A 23,603-nucleotide genomic window follows, 5' to 3' on the forward strand; every position below is an offset into this window, starting at 1 on the left:
ATTTATTTTTGCGTACCGTCGAGTACGGGGACAAAGAGACATTGTTCTATCGTTTCAGATGTAATACGGCCGTTTTTCTTATAGTAGCGCGTGATGATATGATAATTTTCTGCCTCTTCCACCGGAGCCACCAATATACCGCCTTCAGCCAATTGTTCAAAAAGTACCTCAGGTATCTCTTTGGCCGTTGCAGAGAAGAGTATACGTTCAAATGGAGCATACTGCTTCCATCCTCTCTGCCCATCATCAAAGCGTGTAATAATATTGTGCATTTCAAGGGAAGAAAAACGGCTTTTTGCCTCCTTGAGAAGCTCATCGATACGCTCTATGGTGAAGACACGGCGACAGATCTTGCTGAGTATCGCTGCTTGATAACCGCTTCCACAGCCGACTTCAAGAACAGAGTCAACCCCTTCAAGTTCTAAATGCTGTGTCATTTTAGCGACCGTTAGAGGAGAGGATATCCACTGACTTGCAGCCAAAGGGAGAGCTTCGAGCTGGTAAGCAAGATGTTTAAACTGAGAAGGGACAAAAGTCTCTCTGTCAACAGCCAAAAATGCCTCTCTGACATGCTCATCCAATGCAAAGTGTTTCTCGATCTCTACAACAAGATTTTGTCGCTGTCTCTCTTTTATCATCAATTAAATTCCCTCATCCCAAATAATGCAGAAATTCTATCTAAAATCTCGTTAAAAAGGCTTTTGTGCTTATCTTAGATGCCAGATTTTCTAGTTCATCACTATATAGCGACGCATTTTTTTGATCTCTCTGAAGTCGATGCTTCCCTCTACCGCTTCTAACGCATCATTCATCGTTACTTCACCCGTCGGTGAAATGATAGACGATGAACTTGCCATATCTTCATCACTAGAGTTTGAAACGACAACATAACACTGATTCATCACTGCCAGTGCACGAGAGAGTACTTCCAGGTGTGTTTTACGCGGCTTTCCCCATCTTGAGGGGACAAACACTACATCTGCACCTTCTACCTGCTTCCATAACTCTTTAAACCGTAACTCAAAACAGATCAGTATGGCATACTTCACGCCTTCGATCTCAAAAGGTTTGATCTTCTTCTTTTTCCCTGCTAAAAAATAGAGGTCCTCATCCCCCAGTTTAAAGAGTTTTACCTTCTCTTGTCTATGCACGATCTTATGCTTATGGATCACCACTGCCTGATTAATAAAATGTTCACCCTCTTCAAGAATAAGTGTGAATACTACTATCTGATCATTCACCTCTTTTTTAAGCGTTTTAAGTGCATTGGCAGAAAATTTTGCAGCCGTTGCCATATGCTCATAATCGTGTGCAGTCAAAAAGACTTCCGGTGCTACAACAATGTGTTTGTCTTGATGTTCTTTCAGATGGAAAAGCAGTGTATCCAGGTTTTCCTGATACCGTTTGTAAGAAGGAAGCTGTAAAGTGACAACTTCCATGGTTTTAGGCATGATTAACATATGAGGGCCTAAAAGTCATCCAGGTCCAGACTTCCTTTGGAATAGTTCGTTACATTCCCTTCAAAGAAGTTTGTCTTTTGATCATTAAACTGTGAAAAGTTGTCTACCCATTTAATAGGATGTTCCACATTATAGATTTTCTCAAGTCCTACTGCATGTAATCTTTTGTCAGCAAGATATTGAATATACTGTGTGATGATGTCATCTGTAAGTCCCAGTATTTGTCCTTGCGTAATATAGGCTCCCCATTCACACTCAAGTTTTACTGCGGATCTGAACATTTCATACACATCATCAATAAGCTCTTTTGTAAAAAGCTCCGGTCTCTCTTTTTTGGTAGAGTTGATCATGTTTTGGAACAAAAGAAGGTGTGTCACCTCATCTCTTTGAATAAAACGTATCATCTGTGCTGTTCCAAGCATTTTATCTGAACGTGCCAATGTATAGAGGTAAGCAAAACCACTGTAAAAGTAGATACCTTCAAGAATTTGATTGGCGAACATCGCTTTTACGATATTTTCATCTGTTGGATTACTTGTAAGCTCGTCATAGACTTTGGCTATAGCATCATTTTTAGACTTGAGCATCATGTCCCTTCTCCAAAGCTCATAGATCTCATCAGAGTTTGTAGAGATGCTGTCTACCATTACCGCATAACTCTGAGAGTGTAGCGCCTCTTCAAAGGCCTGTCTTACCAAGATAAGATTGACTTCGGGAGAAGTAATAAAAGGGTTCAAATTGTCAATGATGTTATTGGTCTGCAAAGAATCCATAAAGATGAGTTGTGCCAGTACTTTATCGTATGCAGACTTTTCTGAATCAGTCAGGTTTTTATAGTCATTCACATCGCGGGTCATGTCCACTTCTTTAGGGAACCAAGTGTTATTTAACATCATTTCCCATAGGTTATAGGCCCACTGGTATTTGATGTCATTCAGTTCAAATATTCCGGTAGGATCTCCACCAAATATCTTACGTTCATTTGTTGTTTCTTTAGAGTCAGGGTTGTATATTTTTTTTCGTTCCATCTGTATACCTTGATAAATTTTTTAACGATTAATTTAAAACATTATACACATTTTGGCTGATTATTTAGTTAGAATAAGTCGATGAATGATTGATAAAAATACAAACTTAAATGACTGCCTGAGTCCGTGCCAGATAGACCTTCAAACTACATCGTCCACTTCAGTGAGGAGAGTTGCTAAAGATCTGCCATATACCCTAAGAAACATAAACATTTCCACAGGAGTGTTTATTCTTCCCATTTATGTTTATGTGGGGTTCGTTCCAAATACTCATGATCATAAATGTCATCATCGTATTCATCGTCTGCATCCGCCCATCCAAAAAATTCATCAGTGAAGACCTTCTCATACCCCATCTCAACAAGCATATCGTCTAGTATCTGATAATCTGTACCTTTAGTTCTACAATAATGTATAAGCGTTTGCATATCCTCTTCCCCAACCCTGTTTGCTTTCAAAGCAAACTCAATCTCTTGAAAGGTCATCCTGCCCTCTCCTCTTTTTAAATCACTGCTATACAAACAGTTTCTCTGGAAGTTTTATCTTTCTATCCATATTAGAATTATATTTCAAAATCTGAGATTTTAAGCTAAAAAAAATCTTAATTTATCTAAAAAAATATTGACTGTTTTGTAACCTATGATGCAGCAGGGTGAAAGTATAAAAAAAGGAAGAAGAATGATGTCATTTAAGTGATTAGCTCAAGAAGTAACAACTAAAAGGTAACTTTTCATGGGAAATATATTTGAAAAGGGAGATGCATCTTTAGGGAAAACAAAGATGACATATAATGTGAAAAGCTACCTAGAAAGCCTGAAGTATCAAAAAGGGATAAGAGTCCTTCATGACTTTCTTGTTGCGAGTATAACTTCATTGCATGAAGTAAGTGTGAAGTCTGCCCGTCAGTAACCATCAAAGAAATGATTTTTATATGGACAGTGTTATTTTTGATAGACTCAAGCTTCTAAAACAAGATAACTTTTGTACATTTTGGACTGTCTTAAGGGAGGTTATTCACATAATATGAGAATACCATATAAAAATAAATCAAAAGCTATCTAGAAAACCATCGAGGCTTAAAAAGGGAGGGAGGAGTAACCTCAGTGGTTTTCATAGTGCTATTATATTCTTTGTGTGTGTAATGATTGTGAAATCTATAGGTAAGGACAACAATAGAGAAAAAAATTGTACTATGCAAAAAAATAATTGAACTGTAACAAAACATCTTAAATAGTAAGACCAGGACAACTCTACCTGAATGACTAATAAATACTATAGTTTTATCGTCAGAATAACCTCTTTTTAGCATCCAAAATAAGAGGTTTTTTTATTTTTTCCATATCAGAGGTTAAAAAAGGGTTTAAAGTGTGTTATTTTGTGAGTTAGATAGCCTATTATTGATTCTATGGATTTATCCTATCTTAGCTCTCGTCATTCTCCTACTCAACACGGGAATCTACACGTTTTAGCTATAAATAAATTTGGAAATATAAAGTAGTTTGAATTTTGGCTCCCCGGGTCAAACCCTAGGATGACTGGACATAGAATTTGGAACATCCATTGTAAAAATTGCATTAATAAAATATTTGATTTAAGTATCGGTAAGTGACCGGACGAAACGAAGCCGTCCGATGAAAGATTCAATGAGATAAAAGAACTACTGGCAACCTACACACTCTTGTGATCTATCTTCAATATCATTAGAAGATTCAGGAGACTGAGATCTTAGATAATAGGTAGACTTCAATCCGAACTTCCACGCATTCATATAAATCTCATTCAAGTATTTACCGCTCGCTTTGTCCAGTGTGATAAAGATATTCAAACTTTGTCCCTGGTCTAACCATTTTTGTCTGATCGCTCCTGCTTTGATAAGGAGGTTTTGATCCAAATCATAACTAGGCGTATAGTATTGCCATGTATCAGCGGAAAGATTAGGTGCGACCACCGGGATAAGTCCAGAAAGATTCTCTTCAAACCATTTTCTTTTATAGACCGGTTCGATGGCTTGTGTTGTACCTGTCAAAATAGAGATAGAACTTGTCGGTGCGATAGCCATAAGGTAACCGTTTCTCATCCCATCGCTCTTAACCTTTTCTTTCAGCCCCTGCCAGTCATGGCTGTATCCAAAGAGGCCCCCTCTGTCAACAAGTTTACAAGCATTCTCATTTGCTTTATCAATAGGGAAAATACCCTTAGACCAGTCAGAACCTTCAAAGTTCGGATAACATCCTTTCTCCAATGCCAAATTGCTTGATGCTTCGATCGTATAGTAAGAGAAGGACTCCATCACTTCATCTATTTTAGTGAAGTGATCATGGCTTCCCCACTCTATCTGTGCCTCTGCAAGCATTTGAGCTTCACCCATCACACCAAGGCCTATCGATCTTGACTTTTCATTGGTCTTCTTTACTTTTGCCAAAGGATAGAAGTTCAAGTCAATCACATTGTCAAGCATACGGATCGCCGTTGGTACGACACGCTCCAGATCTTCTTTTGTATGTACGTTAGCAAGGTTGACAGAAGCAAGGTTACATACCGCTGTATCACCATCCGTTTTTTCTTTGTCAACGATCCATATCTGTTTACCGTTAAGACTGTCTAGTGCTGTCACTTTTTTAGCCGGTTTTGTTGTTCCGTTGTCTACAGTAAGCATCTCATTTTCATCATAGGCTTCTTGTGTTCCATCTTCAAAGGTAAAACGTGTTTTATAGGTATTCGGTCCTGTATTTTGGAAAATCTCGGTACAGAGGTTGGTACTTCTAATGATACCTGCATGCTTGTTAGGGTTTGCTCTGTTCGCTGTATCTTTGAATGTAAGGAATGGGTTTCCTGTTTCAAAATAAGACCTAAGCATCTCTTTCCAAAGACTTTTCGCAGAGACTCTTTCTCTAGTAATGTTGTCATCAGAGTTTTCAAGTTCTATATAGCGTGCTTCAAACTCTTCACCATAAAGGGTTGTCAACTCTGTCACTTCAAATGGATCAAAGAGTGTCCACATTTCATCTGCTTCAACTCTTTTCATAAAGAGATCATTGAGCCAGATCGCAGGGAAAAGGTCATGTGCTCTACGACGCTCTTCACCTGAGTTCTTCTTCAAGTCAAGGAAGTCACGGATGTCAACATGCCACGGCTCTATGTAAACAGCAATAGCCCCTTTACGTGTACCAAGCTGATCTACAGCTATAGCAACATCATTGGCTATCTTAAGGAAAGGCACGATACCCCCGGCAGCATGTTTGTGTCCATCGATGTATGAACCCATACCACGGACCAGTGACCAGTCCCAACCGATCCCTCCACCAAATTTGGAAAGCAATGCCATCTCTTTATATCCGTCAAAGATACCTTCAATATTATCAGGTGTTGACCCGATATAACAAGAACTCAATTGGTGTCTCGGTGTTCTTGCATTTGACAATGTCGGTGTTGCGGCCATGACTTCAAATTTACTCAAAATATCGTAAAACTTTTTCGCCCATGTCTGGCAGTCAAATTCATTTTGTGCCAAGAACATTGCCACACCCATAAAAAGCTGCTGAGGCAATTCAATAGGTACCCCGCTACGGTCTTTTATCAAATATCTGTCATAGAGTGTACGAATACCCAGGTAGGTGAACTGTAGATCACGTTCAGGCTTAATATAATCGTTAAGATCGTCAAGATCATATTTGTCTTTAAGTCCCAGGACAATACGTCCCTCTTTCTCTCCACGTTCAAAATGTTCACGTAAATGGTTATAGCCTGTAAAGCCCGTTACTTTATGGTAAAGATCATAAAGGAAAAGTCTGGCAGCAACAAACGTCCAATCCGGTCTGTCAATGTCTATCTTGTCAACAGCTGTTTTAATAAGTGTTTGCTGTATCTCTTCAGAAGAGATCATGTCACGAAATTGTAGCTTGGCATCCACTTCAAGTTCACTTTGACTTACCCTTACAAGGCCCTCTACCGCAGCGGCAGTATATTTCTGAATCTTACCAACATCTAAAGTTTCTACTCTACCATTTCGTTTAACAACTCTGATCATCTTTTCCCTGTCCTTGTGTGTTGCTTTCTCATCATATTTCATGACAATGATTAATCCGATTTTACTCAAATTTACCTTGTGTATTTTTGAAATGTTGCATCATTTTTAGACATCTTTTTTATAAGATTTTGTGATAGTATTTGAAAGACTGTCTGGGAGGGAGGTTCCCCTAAGTATAAGGGTTGTTTATAAGAAAAAAAGGTGTGAAAAGTCATGCGGAATATCTATATTTTACCGTGGACAAAGTGTCCACGATACACTCTATTTAAACACTCTTTTGAAAATAGCATCTACATTTTTTGTGTAATAATCAAAGTTAAAACATTCTCTGATCTGCTCTTCAGAAAGTTTAGATCTTAATTCTTCATCTGCAAGTAAGTGCCCTAAGTATAAAGATTCACCTTCGTCATTAGTAGATGGTTTGCCCTGCTGGATCTCTTCCCATACTTTCATAGCATTTCTTTGAACAATTCTATACGCATCTTCTCTACTTACACCAGCTTTAGGAAGCTCTAGCAGTACTCTTTGCGAGAAAACAAGTCCACCAGTAAGGTTAAGGTTTTTCATCATATTCTCAGGCATGACTGTGAGGTTTGCAATGACATTGTTCATTCTGTGCATCATGAAGTCTGTAGTGATAAACGCATCAGGAAGCCAAAATCTTTCAGTAGATGAGTGAGAGATATCTCTCTCATGCCAAAGTGCTACATTTTCCATTGCTGGCGCAGCATAAGCTCTGATCATTCTGGCAAGACCGGTGATATTTTCTGTAAGGATCGGATTTCGTTTATGCGGCATAGCAGAAGATCCCTTTTGACCTTTTGCAAAAAACTCCTCAGCTTCATATACTTCTGTTCTTTGCAAATGTCTCACTTGTACTGCAAATTTTTCTACAGAAGAAGCCATAAGCGCTAAAGCCGTTGCCAATCTTGCATACCTGTCTCTATGTACCACCTGATTTGAACAAGGCTCAGGTTTTAAACCTAGTTCAGCCATGGCTAACTCTTCAAGTTCTAGTGGTGCATGTGCAAAGTTACCCATGGCTCCAGAGATTTGACCGACAGCGATCACTTCCATGGTCTCCTCAAGGTTCTTAAGATGTCTAGCCATCTCATCATACCACACGGCCAAAGTCAAACCAAATGTAATTGGCTCACCATGGATACCATGGCTTCTTCCTACCATGAGAGTCATTTTGTGTTCTTCGGCACGTTTCTTGATCGACTCCATAAGCATCTTTGTATCAGCAATGATGATTTCCAGTGAAGCTTTCATTTGAAGTGCAACACCTGTATCCACTGCATCTGAAGATGTCATACCATAGTGAAACCATCTAGACTCCTCTCCAAGACTTTCACTGACACTTGTATTAAAAGCAATGAGATCATGTTTTGTAACCGCTTCTATCTCTTCGATTCTTTCTACTGAAAATGTAGCATTCTTCACGATCTTTTGACAATCATCATCAGGAATAAGCCCCAGTTTATTCCATGCTTTCACAGCTGCTTTTTCAACCTCAAGCCATGCTGCATATCTTGCATGTTGTGTCCAATGTTTTGTCATCTCTTCTCTTGCGTATCTTTCTACCATTGCATACCCTTATGTGTATAAAAATTTGATACAATTCTACCAAAATAGCAGTTAATAATACGACTAGTCGTATGAGCCAACTGCTGTAATCACGCATTAAAATGCAGTACAAGCGAAGCACTAAATGCTGAGTCGTATGACCAAGCGTCAACAATCTATTTTCTAAAAAGGTGAAGAAAAGATGCCATTTGTTAAAGAGAAGTTTACTGTACCAAAGAAAATGCCCGCTTTTCTATTTATCATGCGTACCTTTAACTTTACCCAGGGTCAAGCACAACGTGTACTTGCAAAAGGCAGATTACTTATCAATGGTGCATCCATATTTAATACAGGGCAGTCCATAGAAGGAGAAGTAGAAGTCGTCTATTTTAAGCCTGCTTCACAAGGGAAAGAACCTCTATTTCACAATAAAGATTTTATGGTCTTTGAAAAATATTCCGGTGTTTTAGTCCACCCCAATACCATGGCAACACCTTACTCTCTCCTCGATGAAATTCGTAGTGTTGCCGGTGATAATGCCAATGCTGTACACCGTATAGATATGGAAACATCCGGATTGCTTTTGGCCAGTAAACATAAAAAGTCCGAATCCTTTTTAAAGATGTCATTTGAAGACAGAAGCATTAAAAAGTCTTACCTTGCATGGGTGGATGGAAAACTCACAGAACCCTTTTCTTCGAGCGAGCGTATCAAGATAAACAATGACTATAGCCAAACCAAACACAAGGTCTTTATCTCTGATGAAGGGAAGGCTTCACACACTGACTTTATTCCTTTGGAGTATGATGAAACACTGGATGCTACGCTTGTAGCCTGTTATCCTCATACAGGGAGAACCCATCAGATAAGGGTCCATTTGTTTCACGTGAAACATCCTATTTTGGGTGATCCTATCTATGGTACGACTTTTGAAGCTGCCAATGCCTACCTCGAGGAGGAACTCAGTCCGGAAGAGCGTATAAGAGAGATGGGTGCAAGCAGACTGATGCTACATGCACAGAGTTTGACCTTTACTATGGGTTCAAGATTTCATATAGAGAGCAAAAGTGATTTTTCTCAGATGAGAGATCTGATCTGTGAGAAAGAAAAAAGAGTATTTAACGCATAAAAGGGGAATGTAAACCCCTCCAAGAATATTAACAAAGATAGAATATCCTAGCCCACGTCAGGTTCCCACACTTTTATTTTAAATATGCCGAGGTGCATGTTTTGTGTTCGTCTTCTGCTTTGTTGTGAACAAAGAAATTAAAAAAATGAAAGAGATTATTTCTCCTCGTCACTCCGGGAATCATAGATAAACCAACCTACACCTATAGCCGCTACCAGGACAATAAATCCTAACATAAAGATCTCTAAACTAGGCATTAGACTTCACCTCCTAATTCTTGTTCTCTTAACTGGCCGCAAGCTGCTGATATATCCAATCCTTTAGATTCGCGTATGGTACAATGCAAACCTCTTTTAGTCAAATACTCCTGAAATTCTTTCATATCTTTTTCACTTGGACGTTTGAACTCAGTCCCTCCATACGGATTAAAATAGATCAAATTCACTTTGGCCTTGATACCATCCAGAAGAGAGAGAAGTTTCTTTGCTGCAGAGATATCATCATTGACATCTTTGATGACAAGATACTCGAACATCACTCTTTTTCTGTCATTGACAGGAAAGTTTTTCACTGCAGTGATGATAGACTCAATATTGTACGCCTTGTTAATAGGCATCAACTGTTGTCTCAGCTCATCGTCAACTGCATGTAAAGAGATAGCCAAGTTCACGCCTAGTTCCATCTTTCCAAGTCTTTCGATCTTGGTACTGAGTCCGGAAGTAGAAATGGTTTGTCTATGTGTCGCTATTGCCATACCTTCCGGATCTGCGAATATCTTTACGGACTTTGCCACTTCTGTCAGGTTGTCAAGCGGTTCACCCATTCCCATATAGACAATATTGACACGACGGTTGGCATCGATCGCATTGTCTTTTTTGATCATTCGTACCTGTTCAACGATCTCACCCGCTGTCAGATTGCGCATAAAACCACCCTTTGCTGTCAAACAAAAAGCACACCCGACCTTGCACCCTACCTGAGATGAGATACAGATCGTATAGCGTTCCTGATGCTTTACAGAGCCATCTTCATGATACTCCTTATCTCTCATTAAAAGTAGTACTGCTTCCACAGTATGTTTATCATGCAGTTCAAAAAGATATTTACGGCTTCCGTCTTTAGAATTTTGTACCATGACTGTTTTGAGAGGGGTAAGAGTATACTCTTCATCCAGTTTTTCTCTCATCTCTTTTGGAAGATTTTTCATCTCTTCAAACGAATCTGCATATTTATGGTAGATCCAGTTGTATATCTGCTTTGCACGAAAAGAAGGCTTTATCAGCTCACTTAATTCTTCTTTTGTCAGATCTTGTATTATTTTCTTCATTTATTTACTTTCTTTTATATACTTGGTCAATCTAAGCATTGCTTCTTTATGGTTGTCCATAAAGTCTTTATGTGCATTTTCATCACAATAATTTGTCACTATAAAAATACCTGCTGCAGGGATATCAAAAGATTTTGCTACTTTCAATACGGTATAGTATTCCATATTTTCCAAATGTATATTTTTGGAAAGATACGCTTTTCCTATGCTTTTATCCGTCGTAATATAATTGGAGCTGTTCACAATTGTTTCACGTGAAACATCTTCAGCCGTGGAAACCATATTATCTATAGGGGTATAGGACCCCCCTGTGAAGAAACTGTTTTCTATGTTCACTGCTGTCTTTGATTCTATAATGTCAAACACTTTCTTTTCTCCATAAGAACCTGCCGTACCTACGAACAATAAAAATTTTGGTTTTTGAGACAGACATAAACGCGTTAAATTAATCGCTACGTCTGTCAACCCAATGCCAACGGGTAAAGCAAAATTAAACTGCTCACTCTCTCCTGCACAAATGATCATGACTACATTCTCACTGGGATATTTTTCCCTCTAAGATAGCTTTTTAATTCCATAATGTCAATCTCTTTAAAGTGGAAGATCGAAGCCGCTAAAGCAGCATCAGCATGTCCGATCGTAAATGCCTCTTCAATGTGCTGCATCGTCCCTGCTCCGCCTGATGCAATCACCGGAATATTCACAAGATCACTGATCTTTCTGTTTAAGCTATTATCAAAACCTGCTTTGGTTCCATCTGCATCCATAGAGGTGACGAGCAATTCACCTGCACCTCTTTCATACGCTTCTTTTGCCCATTCCAGTGCATCGATACCCGTATCGTTACGTCCACCATGGGTAAAGACATGCCATGTGTCTTCTGAAACTCTTTTGGCATCTATCGCCACTACAATACACTGAGATCCAAAACGTTTTGCACCCTCTTCTATGAATGCCGGGTTTTTAATGGCTGCCGAATTCACACTGACTTTGTCACAACCTACATTGAGAAGGCTATAGATATCAGAAAGCTCTCTGATCCCTCCTCCTACAGTCAGAGGAATAAAAACTTCCTGCGCTACTTTTTTCACCACATCCACAATCGTGTCACGTCCTTCATGACTCGCACCGATATCCAGAAAAGTGATCTCGTCTGCACCCTCTTCGTTGTAACGTCTGGCCACTTCAACAGGATCTCCTGCATCACGCAAACCAACAAAATTAACACCTTTCACTACCCGTCCGTTATCTACATCCAGACAAGGTATGATACGTTTTGCAAAATAATCCATCTAATTAGCCGTGTTCCTCTCAAAATTATGATAAGATTATACAAAAATTATCCCAAACTCGGGATTAGTATGAAGTATAAAGGTAGATTATAGTATGATTATTGAAAATTTAGCCGAATTTGCCAGTAAAAAATTTGGTCAAAACTTTTTGAAGAATGATATCTATCTTCATAAAATCATCCAAGCGATGCCCAATGACGATTTAAAAGTCGCAGAGATTGGGCCTGGCTTAGGTGATTTAACCAAAGAACTTGTAAAAGTTCGAAATGTCACAGCATTTGAGGTTGATAAAAGATTATGTGAGCATCTTACGACTGAATTCAAAGAACCTATCCACGAAGGGCGCTTTGAATTACGGTGTGGAGATGTGCTTGAGCGTTGGGAGTCAGGAAGTCTGTTGGATGAGCCTTATCATCTGGTAGCCAACTTGCCCTACTATATCGCAACCAATATTATTTTAAAAGCATTTAAAGATGAACACTGCCAGTCTATTCTGGTGATGGTTCAAAAAGAAGTAGCTGTTAAGTTTGCTGCAAGTGTCAAACAGAAAGAGTTTTCTGCTCTTTCTGTTCTTGCTGCAAGTGTAGGAAAAGCGACACTTTGTTTCGAAGTTGAGCCCGAAGCATTTGTGCCGCCTCCAAACGTTACTTCCGCCGTGCTTTTAATAGAGAAGAATCGGTCACTGGATGACGAGAAGTTTGAAGCGTTCTTAAAGATCGCATTTGCGCAACCGCGTAAAAAACTCTCTAAAAACCTTATGGCAGTTTTTTCTAAAGATATTGTCAATAACATTTTCGCAAAGTTGGAACTTGATTCTAACTTACGACCTCATGAAGCTGGGACATCTATTTATCATCACATATATAATGAACTAAAGGATAATTTAGATGCAAAACAACAATCAGAACAACGAAAACTCTCAAAATCAAGGGCCAAGAACACCCAGAGATAGAAAGCCAAATCCGCATAGACAAAACAGACCAAATATGCAGGGTGAAAATAACCCAAATCCAAATAGGAAACCTCACCCAAACAGAAAACCAAACCCTAACAGAACACCTGATGGGAATGTAGCCAGTACAGAGGGTCAAGGAAACGCGCAAAACCCAAATAGAAAGCCAAACCCTAATAGGAACAACCCTAACCAAAACCGAAATAATCCAAATAGAAAACCAAACCCAAGCAATAAACCAGGTGGTAAGCCGGGTGCTAAACCTGGTGGTAAGCCAGGTGGTAAGCCAGGCGGCAATAAAAACAGAGGCAGAAGAAAAAATGTAACTACTGTCAATGATACAATGAGAGCTTCTATCGACGAAAATGCCCGCGTGAAAGACGCTACCATGAATCCATGGAAAAAGATTGATATGTCAGCAAAAGGTAAAATACGTTTCACTCCACTAGGTGGGCTAGGTGAAATCGGTGGGAACATGGCTGTACTTGAAACAGAGACTACCGCTATCATCATCGATGTGGGTATGAGCTTCCCTGATGAAACAATGCACGGTGTAGATATCTTGGTACCTGATTTCTCTTACTTGCATACACTTAAAGAAACAAAAGATGTGTATGTCATCATCACGCACGGTCACGAAGACCATATCGGTGCAATGCCTTACTTGTTTAAAGAATTACAATTCCCTATCTATGCAACACCGCTTGCACTTGCAATGATAGAAAACAAGTTTAATGAACATGGACTGAGTAAACACACAAATAAATTTAACTTTGTCACACTGAGAAAACAGTATCAAATCGGTGATATGAAGATAGAATGGCTGCATAATACCCACTCTATCATCGATGCCTGTTCGCTTGCTATTGAGACACCTGCAGGGATCATTATGCATACGGCTGACTTTAAAGTAGACCACACACCTGTAGATAACTATACTATGGACTTACGTCGTTATGCCCATTACGGGGAAAAAGGTGTACTTTGTCTTTTCTCGGATTCTACAAACTCGCATAACCCAGGATTCACAAAGAGTGAAAAAGTGGTTGGAAAAACATTTGACTCACTCTTTGACCTTGCAAAAGGGAGAGTGATCATGTCCACCTTCTCATCCAATGTACACCGTATCTTCCAGGCAATGGAAAGAGCAGTAACACACGGTAGAAAGATCTGTGTTATCGGTCGTTCAATGGAGAGAAATGTTGAAACCAATAGAGCACTTGGTTTTGTAGACATTGAAGAAAAACACTTCATCGAGGTACACGAAGTACCAAAATATGCTGACCATGAAGTACTTATCGTCACTACGGGGTCTCAAGGGGAAACCATGGCTGCATTGAACCGTATGGCAACGGATGAGCATAGACACATCAAACTTAAACCATCAGACACCGTCATCATCTCTGCTTCAGCGATCCCAGGAAATGAAGCTTCAGTTTCGGGCCTCATGAACAAGCTTATCAAAGCTGGTGTAACAGTACGTTATAAAGAGTTTGGAGACATTCATGTTTCTGGTCACGCATCACAAGAAGAGCAAAAGCTCATTTTGAGACTTATCCAACCTAAATTCTTCTTGCCTGTTCACGGTGAATATAACCATATCGCTAAGCATGCTAAAACAGCTGTGGAGTGTGGTGTAGATGAAAGAAATATCTTGCTTATGAGTGATGGGGATCAAGTAGAGATCACCACGAAGTACCTTAAAAAAGTGAAAACAGTCAAGAGCGGTAAAACCTATATCGATAATCAAAACAATATGACGATTGAAAATGATGTGGTCCTTGACAGACAAAAACTGGCTGAAGACGGTATCGTGAATGTGGTAGCACAGATAAGTCAAAGCAACCAGAAAGTTGTTGGTAAACCAGTGGTGACAAGTCATGGACTGGTACCGGACAAAGAAGATAAAAAGTTTGCAAAAGAGATCGAAGTATTGCTTGAGACTATGATGCTTAACATGAAACCTGAAGCACTGAAAAACCATAGAGATATTGAAAATGAGATTCGTAATGTAGTGAGAAAACATGTGGTTCGCACTAAAAAAAGATATCCGCTTATTATTCCTACGATCTTCATCATCTAATAACCTTCTGCCTTTAGGCAGGAGATATGATTATTTACTTTATCTATTTCATTGAAAGAAGAACAAACATCTCCTCTCCCCTGCTAATTATGCTATAATCCTTTAAAAATATATAAAGACTGAACTATGGATCTCATTAAAATTGCACAAGAAACTTTTCACACAGAAGCAGATGCACTATACAAAGCTGCCGAACGTCTGGACCAGAATTTTCTGGATGCCATTTCACTTATATTGAGAACAGAGGGAAAGCTCATCATTACGGGTGTAGGAAAGTCCGGTCTTGTAGGTGCCAAAATGGCCGCTACTTTCGCAAGTACAGGTACATCAAGTTTCTTTTTACATCCGACAGAAGCACTGCATGGCGACTTGGGAATGATAGGAAAAAGCGATACCCTGCTTGCTATAAGCAGTAGTGGAGAGAGTGAAGAATTGACCAAAATTCTTCCTCATATCAAACGCTTTGATATTCCACTTATTGGTCTGACAGGAAATGAGCATTCATCACTTGGCTCCTACGCGGATGTTTTTCTTGACATTTCTGTAGAGAAGGAAGCTTGTCCGCTGGGTGCGGCACCTACGACATCCACTACCCTGACCATGGCACTGGGTGATGCCTTGGCTGTAGCACTGATGAAACAAAGAGGATTTAAACAAGAGGATTTTGCCTCTTTCCACCCTGGAGGCTCACTGGGAAGAAAACTTTTTGTGAAGATAAAAGATCTCATGAGAACAACAGATCTGCCTATCATCAAAGATACTACTACCCTGAAAGATGCCATTGTCGCCATGAGCGAAGGGAAACTTGGTACAGTACTTATCGTAGATGCAGAAGATAGATTTATCGCTATTTTAAGTGATGGTGACCTTAGACGGGCACTGATGAAAGAAGGATTCAGCTTAGAACACTTGGCTATAGAATATGCCAGCAGGAATCCTAAAAGTTATACTAATACAGAGTTGCTGGCAAGTGATGCCCTTGAAATTATAGAAGATGGGCGCATACAACTTTTGCCAATCACAAATGATGCAGGAAAGATCATCGGTGTATTGCACATCCATGATTTGATCAATGCCGGCATTAAAAGCAAATAAAACGAGAAACAATGAGACTAAACAAATATATATCACATAATACTAAATATTCAAGAAGAGAAGCAGATAAGCTTATAGAAGACGGAGAAGTCACTTTAAACAAAAAAGTCTTGAAAGATTTTGGCTATGAAGTAGAAGAAGGTGACCAGATCTATATCAAAGGTAAGCCGGTCAAGAAAAGTACAGAACTGACTGTCATCGTGTACAACAAACCTAAAGGTGTTCTGGTCACAAAAAAAGATGACAGAGGACGTGCCACTATCTATCATAAACTGCCAGGCAAATATAGGCACTTTGTACCTGTAGGTAGACTGGACTATGCCTCTGAAGGACTTTTACTCTTAACAGACTCCCCAGAAGTAGCAACGGCCCTTATGGAGAGTGGCTTGGACCGAACCTATAACCTGAAAATAGATAAACCTGTCACTGAAGAGATGATCACTGCTATGAAAGAAGGGCTTGTCCTTGATGATGCCCGTGCCGGTGCACATGAAAAAAGTAAGATCTACAGTATGGAATTTGCCCCTTTTGCGCACTTTGAAATAAGAGCAGAGGGAAAGAACTTTTCAAAGCTTCGTGTCACCATCACTGAAGGAAAGAACAGAGAGTTAAGACGTTTCTTTGCACATTTTGAAGCAAAAGTGCTTGACCTCAAACGTGTCGCCTTCGGAGGGATAGAATTAAACAATCTACCTACGAACAAAACACGTTACTTTACGCGCAGAGAATACGATGATATACATAAATTCATGAAACGTTTCAGAGCCAATACACAAGCAGAGGCCAAGAATAAAGCCAATGCCCTGAAACAGGCAGAGAAAAACAAACAAGAAAAAGTGTTTGAAGATAAAAGCCCTGACAAATCAAAGAAGTTTTCTAAGAAAGATTAAGTTTTGCCAAACCTTGCACTGAAATATCGTCCCAAAACACTTGATACGCTGATAGGTCAGTCACACCTTTTAGGTGACAGTGCCATATTACGAAAGCTCATTACCACAGACACCCTCTCCCATACTTTCTTTTACGGACCGCCGGGCTGCGGGAAAACAACACTTGCAAGGGTGATCGCTACCCTTCTTGATAAACCTTTTTACGAGATGAATGCCACTACTCTTAAGATCGAGGATCTGCGTAAGATCTTTAAAGAGTATACCAATGCTTTACAAAAACCTCTTATTTTCATAGATGAAGTCCATAGACTGAGCAAGAACCAGCAAGAAGTACTCTTGCCTTTTATGGAAAACCATGCCGCACTCATCATAGGAGCTTCCACAGAAAACCCTTACTATTCACTCACTGCAGCGATGCGTTCTCGTTCCCATCTTTTTGAACTTGCACCCATAGATGAAAAGGAACTACATGCCTATCTTGAAAAGATCATCAAACTGGAAGATCTCACCATAGAAGAGGATGCAAAAGAGTACCTCGTCTTTTCAAGTGGCGGTGATGTCCGCGCAATGCTAAACCTGCTTGAGAGTGCTGCTGCAGTGGAGAAGTCCATTAGCCTTGCAACACTCAAACAGATACGTCCTCATGCCATGCAGGCAGGAAGTGCTGAGAGCGAAAGCCACTATGAACTGACTTCTGCCATGATCAAAAGTATTCGGGGTTCTGATATAGATGCTTCTATCTATTATCTTGCCAGACTGATAGATGGAGGAGAGCCTGCAGAGTTCATCGCAAGACGCCTAGCCATTCTAGCCAGTGAAGACATCGGAAATGCAAACCCCCCTGCTCTCAATCTTGCCAGTTCTACACTGAACATCGTTAAACATATAGGGTATCCTGAAGCAAGGATCTCTCTCTCCCAACTGGTTATCTATCTTGCCTCTTCGCCCAAGTCTAACAGCGCTTATATGGCAATCAACACTGCGCTAAACTCTATAAAAGAGGGAGAGATACACCCTATTCCCTCTCATATAAAGACCCATGCAAAAGCATATCTCTATCCCCATGATTTTGGTGGATGGGTAGAACAATCCTACCTTTCAGTACCCAAAAAATACTATGAGTCTAAACAGATAGGTTTTGAAAAAACCCTTTGGCAATGGCATGAGAAAATAAAATCTAAATAATGTACCACTTTTATAACACATTTCTGTGTTATAATTTACACTATTTAATATAAGAAGGAAATTTACATGAAAAGAAATATACTTAAGTTCATACTTGTATCAAGTACAAGTATTGCCTTATTAAATGGCTGTACAGGACAAGAAGTAGCCCCTAACAATGCAACACAAACCGGTGCGGCAACTGGCGCTGTAGCAGGTGCAGTCATAGGGTACAATACAGGTAGTGGCGGTGGAAAAAATGCTGCAGTAGGAGCCCTAATAGGTACAGCTCTTGGTGCAGGTATAGGAAATGCTGTAGACAATAGTAATCCGGAACCCGTAGAAACAGGCGGATGGCAATAAATATTTAGTCATTAAAAAAGTAAAAAGGAAATAGAATGAAATTAAAAAAACAAATAGTAGCTGCATCTGCAGCGGCCTTCATGCTCGGAGGATGTTACAATCAGCCTGGTCTTGTTGAAGATCAAAGCTACAATCGTACAAAAACAGGTGTAGCTACTGGTGCACTTGCGGGTTCTGTGATCGGTTATAATACAGGTAGCCGTGATGCAAAAAGTGCCATCATTGGTGGTCTTTTAGGTGCTGCTGTGGGTGGAGCTGTAGGCTACAGTATGGACCAACAAGCCAATGAAGTTGCGCGTGCACTCGGTACTGGAGTCAACAATGACCCTCTAGCTGCACTTGACCCACGTAGAGACATCGTTGTTTCAAAATTCAATGATCATGTAAAAATCATATTTAGAGATCGTATGATGTTTGCTACAGGATCATCAAGACTACAACCCAATGCAAAACACAAAGTCAACAAAGTGGCACAAGTTTTACGTAACTATCCTCAAACCATTGTAGGTGTAGCAGGATTTACCGATAATGTAGGAAGCTACTCTTACAACCTTGATCTTTCTAAAAGACGTGCAGCTACTGTAAGCAATATTCTTGCTGTAAATGGAAGACCATACACAAAAGGATGTTCGTACAATAAAGCCATTGTACCGAATGACTCTGCCAAAAACAGAGCACTTAATAGACGTGTAGAAGTCTATCTCTATGCAGACAGAAACAGAATGTCTGATCCTTGTCGTTAACCTCGGCTATTTCAATGAGCTAAGCTCTCGCTTGGCTTGTTCTGCATTCATTGCCCCAGAAAAATATTGACTTTCGACATGATCAATAGAAGCAATAAGTTTTACCTTTAGGATCTCTCCTCTCAGTCTCTCTTTTACAAATATTTTCATTTCAGAAAAATCAGGAAAAAGCTCTAAAAACTCTGCTTTCAACTCAGAATTATTCCATGCTTGCACTTGTATATTTACAGGTGCATCGGTCATATCAAGTATTTCCCGCCCTATACTATCAACACTTTGATACTGATCAAATTGGTGCTTTTGCTTATACTCTTCATTTTGAAATTTCTCATCTTCCTGTATATCACCTACAAAGTTGGTGATAAAATAAAGAAATCCAATACCTATGAGAATAAAGAAAAATAAACTTTTGTCCATCATAAAATCCTAAATATATATTTACTATGTAAAGTATACAATAATTTTTGACATATGTTAATTATAGTAATGGTTTTAATTCTAAATCTATTAAAATAGATGAAGATATATGAGAAGCGAAAGAAAAAGAGAGAAAAGATGAAAAATATACTGCTAGCTACCCTAATACTGTTTACTAGTACCCATACATGTATGAGTGCAGAAGTGATAGATCCCGACCTTGAACCCAAGATACTGCCAAATCTCATTAAAGCAAAAAAAATTACCAAAAAACCAAGGGGAAAACTAAGAAAAAAGCCAAGAAAAAGACCCATGATCTACCACCATTACTATACAACTACCATAGAGAAAAATTGCGATAGATATATCAATATCATCAACGAAAAAAATAAGGAAATTGAAGCATTATCAACAGAGATTAAACACTTAAGAGAGAATAAATATGAAATTATGCGACAACAGCTCAAAGAAGAATATAATAAAGAGTTGAAAAAATTTGAGGAAAAAAGAAAGTCATACTAATCAAAGGGCTATACAGAAATATTCAAGTAAAATTTATCTTCTCATACCTAAAAATGATTAAATGCCTTGAAAAAGGACTTTATAAGTGGTGCGGATGAGAGGACTCGAACCTCCACGCCGTAAAGCACCAGATCCTAAGTCTGGCGTGTATACCAATTTCACCACATCCGCATGTGATTGTTTTACAAAACAATAAAAAGTAAGTGGTACACCCGTTAGGATTCGAACCTAAGACCCTCGCCTTAGAAGGGCGATGCTCTATCCAGCTGAGCTACGAGTGCACAAAAAATATAATAATAAATACCAAAACTGATACATTAAATGGTACGCCAGAGAGGACTCGAACCCCTAACCCTCAGATCCGAAGTCTGATGCTCTATCCAATTGAGCCACTAGCGCTTCATCATTTGGGTGGTTACCCTGTTTAATTACCAATGGGGTGGGCGACGGGACTCGAACCCGCGACAAACAGTACCACAAACTGTCGCTCTACCAACTGAACTACGCCCACCATAATTAAATGATTACTTATTATTATAATGTTAAATACCTAAATGGTCGGAGTGAAAGGACTCGAACCTTCGACCCCCTGGTCCCAAACCAGGTGCGCTACCAGACTGCGCTACACTCCGTTACCTTATAAAAAGGAACGCAATTATAGTCAAAAGACTTTCATTTGTCAATAGATTTTAGAAAAAAAATGAAAAATATGCTTTTAATCCCTATATTAGAGGTACTTTAACCGTGAATGAGTATAATAGTTCCATCTACATGGCAGGGTTAACATATGAACAGTATATTTGAACAAATCAATGGCCTCTTGGGCTCTTTATTCTTTTTTGACATCTTTTTCGGCAGCATGGAAGGTACAAATATGCCCTTTATAGTTGCATGGCTGATCGTTGGAGGACTTTTTCTTACTTTTCGTTTTGGCTTTATTAATGCACGTATGTTCGGTCATGCCTTTAAGATCATCACTGGCAAATATAAGACCGCTGACGACGTAGGAGAGATCACTCCTTTCCAGTCTTTGACAACCGCCCTATCCGCCACAGTTGGACTTGGGAATATTGCAGGGGTTGCCATTGCCATTGCGGTAGGAGGTCCTGGAGCTACATTCTGGATGATCTTGGCAGGCTTCTTTGGCATGACACTCAAATTTACAGAAGTGACCCTTGCACAGATCTATAGGGAGAGAAGACCTGATGGACGTATCATGGGTGGAGCGATGCAGTATCTTTCCATAGGGCTGGCCTCTAAAGGCTATATCAAACTGGGAAAAGTACTCGCTGTGATGTTTGCTGTGCTTGCTATAGGAGGCAGTTTGGGTGCAGGGAATGCTTTCCAAACTTCACAAGCCATGGGTGCACTCTCAGAACGTATCCCTTTCTTTCAAGAGTATCCGATCGTTTTTGGTCTTATCTTGGCCACACTTGTAGGATTTGTCATTATCGGAGGGATTAAACGGATCGCAAGTACCGCAGAGAAGATCGTTCCTACAATGGTATTTATCTATTTGGCCGCATCCTTATGGATACTCCTCACAAACGCTTCTCAAGTGCCTGGTGCTATCTCAACCATCTTTCATGAAGCCTTTGCTCCTACTGCCGCTGCAGGTGGCCTTATAGGTGTTCTTGTACAAGGTTTTAAACGTGCTGCCTTCTCAAGTGAAGCGGGTATAGGTTCAGCTGCCATTGTACACTCTACTGCCTCAGTCAAATACCCTGTCAGACAGGGGATGGTAGCGCTTTATGAACCCTTTATAGATACCATCGTTATCTGTAGTATGACAGCGCTTGTGATCGTCACTACAGGGGTCTATGACCCTAGTGGCGAGTTTGCGAACCTTGTCGCTTCAAAACAGGGTGCGGCGCTTACAGCAGCAGCCTATGGAACGGTGATTTCATGGTTCCCTGTTATCTTGTCATTTTCCATTGTACTTTTTGCTTTTTCCACGATGATATCATGGTCTTATTATGGCGAGCGTTCTTGGACTTACCTCTTTGGAGAAAAATATACTTTATTGTATAAACTGATCTTTGTTTCATTTACCGTCATCTCATCAGTCACCAGCGCTTCCACGCTGTTAGAATTCTCCGATCTTCTCATCTTGGGGATGGCCTTGCCAAACCTTATAGGACTCTATATGCTGCAAGGTGTTGTTCACTCAAACCTCAAAGCGTATCTTAAAAAATGGAAAAGTGGTGAGTTAGACAGAGAGTGTATAGAAAAAGGGGTGTGCAAAACTGAGTAATATTCGACCGGGTATCTCACCTGTCAAATATTTTAGAAGCAAGGAGGGTGATTACACCATCTCCACACCCTTTTCACCATGTGCAAGTGCACCGATGACATAACCGTCTGTATTTGCAAGTACGGCATCTACATTTTCAGGTTCTACAACCCATACCATTCCTACACCCATATTAAAGGCTCTGTACATCTCTTCTTCTTCAACATACTTGCTCATGAATTCAAAGATAGGCAATACTTTTATGGCATCTTTGTTTACAATAGCTCTCATACCCTCAGGAAGGACTCTAGGAAGGTTTTCTACAATCCCTCCTCCTGTGATGTGGGCCAAGGCTTTCACATAGTGTTTATTGGCTTTATACTCTTTTACATAGATACGTGTCGGTTCGAGCAGGGTCTCTACAAGCGGTTTGCCTTCAAACTCTGTCTCAAGACTCATACCCAACTTGTCAAAGAGAAGTTTTCTCACCAATGAATACCCGTTTGAATGTACTCCAGAGCTTGGCATAGCAATAAGGACCTGCCCCTCTTTCACATTGGCAACCGTATCCATCTCTGAACGTTCTGCTATACCTACTGCAAATCCTGCAAGGTCAAAGTCATCATCTGAATACATGCCAGGCATTTCAGCTGTTTCACCCCCTACAAGCGCACATTCAGATCTGCGACAACCCTCTGCGATACCAGCAACCACATCTTTTGCATTCTCAGGAAGCAATTTACCCGTTGCATAGTAGTCTAGGAAGAACATCGGTGTACCGTTGTTACAGATAAGATCATTGACACACATAGCTACAAGGTCGATACCTACGGTATCAAGTTTACCGCTCTCTATGGCGATACGAAGCTTCGTACCCACGCCATCTGTTGCAGAAAGTATGACTGGCTCTTTATAACCTGTCGGAAGTGCATAGGCACCTGCAAATGAACCGATACCGCCGATGACATTTTTATCAAAAGTAGATTTTACATCGCTCTTGATCGCTTCTACAAACTCATTACCCGCATCGATATCGACACCGGCATCTTTATATGATATATTTGACATTAGTTGTTGTCCTTTTCATTGGTTTCTTCACATTTACACGCAGGGAAAATCTTTTTAAGCATAATGAGCCCTGGACAGAAGCCTGTCAATCCTGCGATAACAAGCGTGACCATCATGGCAAATTGCAAAATAAATGCAGCTGCATACATGCCAGAACCTGCCAAACCCATAACAAAGCCCAGTATACTAGCCTGTATTAAACGTTGTATCTTTTCAGCACACATTTAAAGATCCTTATGAG

Annotated in this window: 23 protein-coding genes and 5 tRNA genes; 11 read left to right on the forward strand and 17 right to left on the reverse strand. The window is 39.9% G+C overall.

Annotated features, from left to right (window positions below):
* Positions 1-2: 2 nt before the first annotated feature.
* The 4 genes from LDM93_RS08545 to LDM93_RS08560 form a co-directional block, all read right to left on the reverse strand.
* A complete protein-coding gene (locus tag LDM93_RS08545) occupies positions 3-638 on the reverse strand; it encodes a protein-L-isoaspartate(D-aspartate) O-methyltransferase (RefSeq protein WP_223891980.1) in 636 nt (211 codons plus the stop codon).
* A gap of 90 nt (positions 639-728) precedes the next feature.
* Positions 729-1,460, reverse strand: a complete 732-nt coding sequence (locus LDM93_RS08550; protein WP_223891981.1) for a carbon-nitrogen hydrolase family protein — start codon at positions 1,458-1,460, stop codon at positions 729-731.
* Positions 1,461-1,468: 8 nt separating this feature from the next.
* A complete protein-coding gene (locus tag LDM93_RS08555; protein WP_223891982.1) occupies positions 1,469-2,488 on the reverse strand; it encodes a ribonucleotide-diphosphate reductase subunit beta in 1,020 nt (339 codons plus the stop codon).
* Positions 2,489-2,715: 227 nt separating this feature from the next.
* A complete protein-coding gene (locus LDM93_RS08560; protein ID WP_223891983.1) occupies positions 2,716-2,973 on the reverse strand; it encodes a hypothetical protein in 258 nt (85 codons plus the stop codon).
* 247 nt (positions 2,974-3,220) lie between these two features.
* Here LDM93_RS08560 and LDM93_RS08565 point away from each other — a divergent pair, with 247 nt between their 5' ends.
* A complete protein-coding gene (locus LDM93_RS08565; RefSeq protein ID WP_223891984.1) occupies positions 3,221-3,397 on the forward strand; it encodes a hypothetical protein in 177 nt (58 codons plus the stop codon).
* Between the two features lie 748 nt (positions 3,398-4,145).
* On the opposite strand, the gene LDM93_RS08570 is transcribed toward LDM93_RS08565, so the two are convergent.
* Both LDM93_RS08570 and purB read right to left on the reverse strand, forming a co-directional pair.
* Positions 4,146-6,515 (reverse strand): ribonucleoside-diphosphate reductase subunit alpha, encoded by a 2,370-nt coding sequence (locus LDM93_RS08570; protein WP_223892061.1) that lies wholly within the window; start codon positions 6,513-6,515, stop codon positions 4,146-4,148.
* Between the two features lie 261 nt (positions 6,516-6,776).
* Entirely contained in the window at positions 6,777-8,105 is a 1,329-nt protein-coding gene (purB, locus tag LDM93_RS08575; RefSeq protein WP_223891985.1) for an adenylosuccinate lyase, read from the reverse strand.
* Positions 8,106-8,286: 181 nt separating this feature from the next.
* On the opposite strand from purB, the gene LDM93_RS08580 reads away from it, so the two are divergent.
* Entirely contained in the window at positions 8,287-9,213 is a 927-nt protein-coding gene (locus LDM93_RS08580) for an RluA family pseudouridine synthase (RefSeq protein ID WP_223891986.1), read from the forward strand.
* A gap of 256 nt (positions 9,214-9,469) precedes the next feature.
* Here LDM93_RS08580 and rlmN read toward each other — a convergent pair whose 3' ends face one another.
* The 3 genes from rlmN to hisF are packed head-to-tail and all read right to left on the reverse strand — an operon-like array spanning position 9,470 to position 11,832.
* Positions 9,470-10,540, reverse strand: a complete 1,071-nt coding sequence (gene rlmN, locus LDM93_RS08585; RefSeq protein ID WP_223891987.1) for a 23S rRNA (adenine(2503)-C(2))-methyltransferase RlmN — start codon at positions 10,538-10,540, stop codon at positions 9,470-9,472.
* A complete protein-coding gene (locus LDM93_RS08590; RefSeq protein WP_223891988.1) occupies positions 10,541-11,065 on the reverse strand; it encodes a purine-nucleoside phosphorylase in 525 nt (174 codons plus the stop codon).
* 2 nt (positions 11,066-11,067) lie between these two features.
* Positions 11,068-11,832 (reverse strand): imidazole glycerol phosphate synthase subunit HisF, encoded by a 765-nt coding sequence (gene hisF / locus LDM93_RS08595; protein WP_223891989.1) that lies wholly within the window; start codon positions 11,830-11,832, stop codon positions 11,068-11,070.
* A 94-nt stretch (positions 11,833-11,926) separates the two neighbouring features.
* Between hisF and rsmA the strand changes: the two genes are divergently transcribed.
* The 7 genes from rsmA to LDM93_RS08630 all read left to right on the forward strand — a co-directional run bounded on the left by rsmA (position 11,927) and on the right by LDM93_RS08630 (position 19,122).
* Positions 11,927-12,784, forward strand: a complete 858-nt coding sequence (gene rsmA, locus LDM93_RS08600; protein WP_223891990.1) for a 16S rRNA (adenine(1518)-N(6)/adenine(1519)-N(6))-dimethyltransferase RsmA — start codon at positions 11,927-11,929, stop codon at positions 12,782-12,784.
* Positions 12,720-14,867, forward strand: a complete 2,148-nt coding sequence (locus LDM93_RS08605; RefSeq protein ID WP_223891991.1) for a ribonuclease J — start codon at positions 12,720-12,722, stop codon at positions 14,865-14,867. The genes rsmA and LDM93_RS08605 overlap by 65 nt, the downstream gene beginning before the upstream one ends.
* A 126-nt stretch (positions 14,868-14,993) precedes the next feature.
* Positions 14,994-15,962: an SIS domain-containing protein gene (locus tag LDM93_RS08610; protein ID WP_223891992.1), complete on the forward strand. Its 969-nt coding sequence runs from the start codon at positions 14,994-14,996 to the stop codon at positions 15,960-15,962.
* A gap of 11 nt (positions 15,963-15,973) precedes the next feature.
* On the forward strand, positions 15,974-16,852 hold the full coding sequence (locus LDM93_RS08615) for a pseudouridine synthase (RefSeq protein ID WP_223891993.1): 879 nt from the start codon (positions 15,974-15,976) through the stop codon (positions 16,850-16,852).
* A gap of 3 nt (positions 16,853-16,855) precedes the next feature.
* On the forward strand, positions 16,856-18,037 hold the full coding sequence (locus LDM93_RS08620; protein WP_223891994.1) for a replication-associated recombination protein A: 1,182 nt from the start codon (positions 16,856-16,858) through the stop codon (positions 18,035-18,037).
* 66 nt (positions 18,038-18,103) lie between these two features.
* Positions 18,104-18,379, forward strand: coding sequence for a YMGG-like glycine zipper-containing protein (locus tag LDM93_RS08625; protein WP_223891995.1), 276 nt, complete (start codon positions 18,104-18,106; stop codon positions 18,377-18,379).
* 35 nt (positions 18,380-18,414) lie between these two features.
* Complete coding sequence (locus LDM93_RS08630; RefSeq protein WP_223891996.1) at positions 18,415-19,122, forward strand: OmpA family protein; 708 nt, start codon at positions 18,415-18,417, stop codon at positions 19,120-19,122.
* 6 nt (positions 19,123-19,128) lie between these two features.
* Here LDM93_RS08630 and LDM93_RS08635 read toward each other — a convergent pair whose 3' ends face one another.
* Positions 19,129-19,539 (reverse strand): hypothetical protein, encoded by a 411-nt coding sequence (locus tag LDM93_RS08635; protein ID WP_223891997.1) that lies wholly within the window; start codon positions 19,537-19,539, stop codon positions 19,129-19,131.
* A 138-nt stretch (positions 19,540-19,677) separates the two neighbouring features.
* Between LDM93_RS08635 and LDM93_RS08640 the strand changes: the two genes are divergently transcribed.
* Entirely contained in the window at positions 19,678-20,061 is a 384-nt protein-coding gene (locus LDM93_RS08640) for a hypothetical protein (RefSeq protein ID WP_223891998.1), read from the forward strand.
* Between the two features lie 86 nt (positions 20,062-20,147).
* On the opposite strand, the gene LDM93_RS08645 is transcribed toward LDM93_RS08640, so the two are convergent.
* The 5 genes from LDM93_RS08645 to LDM93_RS08665 form a co-directional block, all read right to left on the reverse strand.
* Positions 20,148-20,232, reverse strand: a tRNA-Leu gene (locus LDM93_RS08645).
* Positions 20,233-20,265: 33 nt separating this feature from the next.
* Positions 20,266-20,342, reverse strand: a tRNA-Arg gene (locus LDM93_RS08650).
* A 41-nt stretch (positions 20,343-20,383) separates the two neighbouring features.
* Positions 20,384-20,460, reverse strand: a tRNA-Arg gene (locus LDM93_RS08655).
* Positions 20,461-20,496: 36 nt separating this feature from the next.
* Positions 20,497-20,572 (reverse strand) — tRNA-His (locus LDM93_RS08660).
* Positions 20,573-20,616: 44 nt separating this feature from the next.
* Positions 20,617-20,693, reverse strand: a tRNA-Pro gene (locus LDM93_RS08665).
* A 155-nt stretch (positions 20,694-20,848) separates the two neighbouring features.
* On the opposite strand from LDM93_RS08665, the gene LDM93_RS08670 reads away from it, so the two are divergent.
* The gene (locus tag LDM93_RS08670) at positions 20,849-22,315 is read left to right on the forward strand and encodes a sodium:alanine symporter family protein (RefSeq protein ID WP_223891999.1); all 1,467 of its coding nucleotides are present in this window, start codon (positions 20,849-20,851) and stop codon (positions 22,313-22,315) included.
* Between the two features lie 51 nt (positions 22,316-22,366).
* Here LDM93_RS08670 and purM read toward each other — a convergent pair whose 3' ends face one another.
* Together purM and LDM93_RS08680 are read right to left on the reverse strand one after the other, a co-directional pair.
* A complete protein-coding gene (gene purM, locus LDM93_RS08675) occupies positions 22,367-23,362 on the reverse strand; it encodes a phosphoribosylformylglycinamidine cyclo-ligase (protein ID WP_223892000.1) in 996 nt (331 codons plus the stop codon).
* Positions 23,362-23,586, reverse strand: coding sequence for a hypothetical protein (locus LDM93_RS08680; RefSeq protein WP_223892001.1), 225 nt, complete (start codon positions 23,584-23,586; stop codon positions 23,362-23,364). The genes purM and LDM93_RS08680 overlap by 1 nt, the downstream gene beginning before the upstream one ends.
* Positions 23,587-23,603: the final 17 nt, after the last annotated feature.

It is taken from the genome of Sulfurovum sp. TSL6 (genome assembly GCF_019972115.1).
GTDB lineage: Bacteria > Campylobacterota > Campylobacteria > Campylobacterales > Sulfurovaceae > Sulfurovum.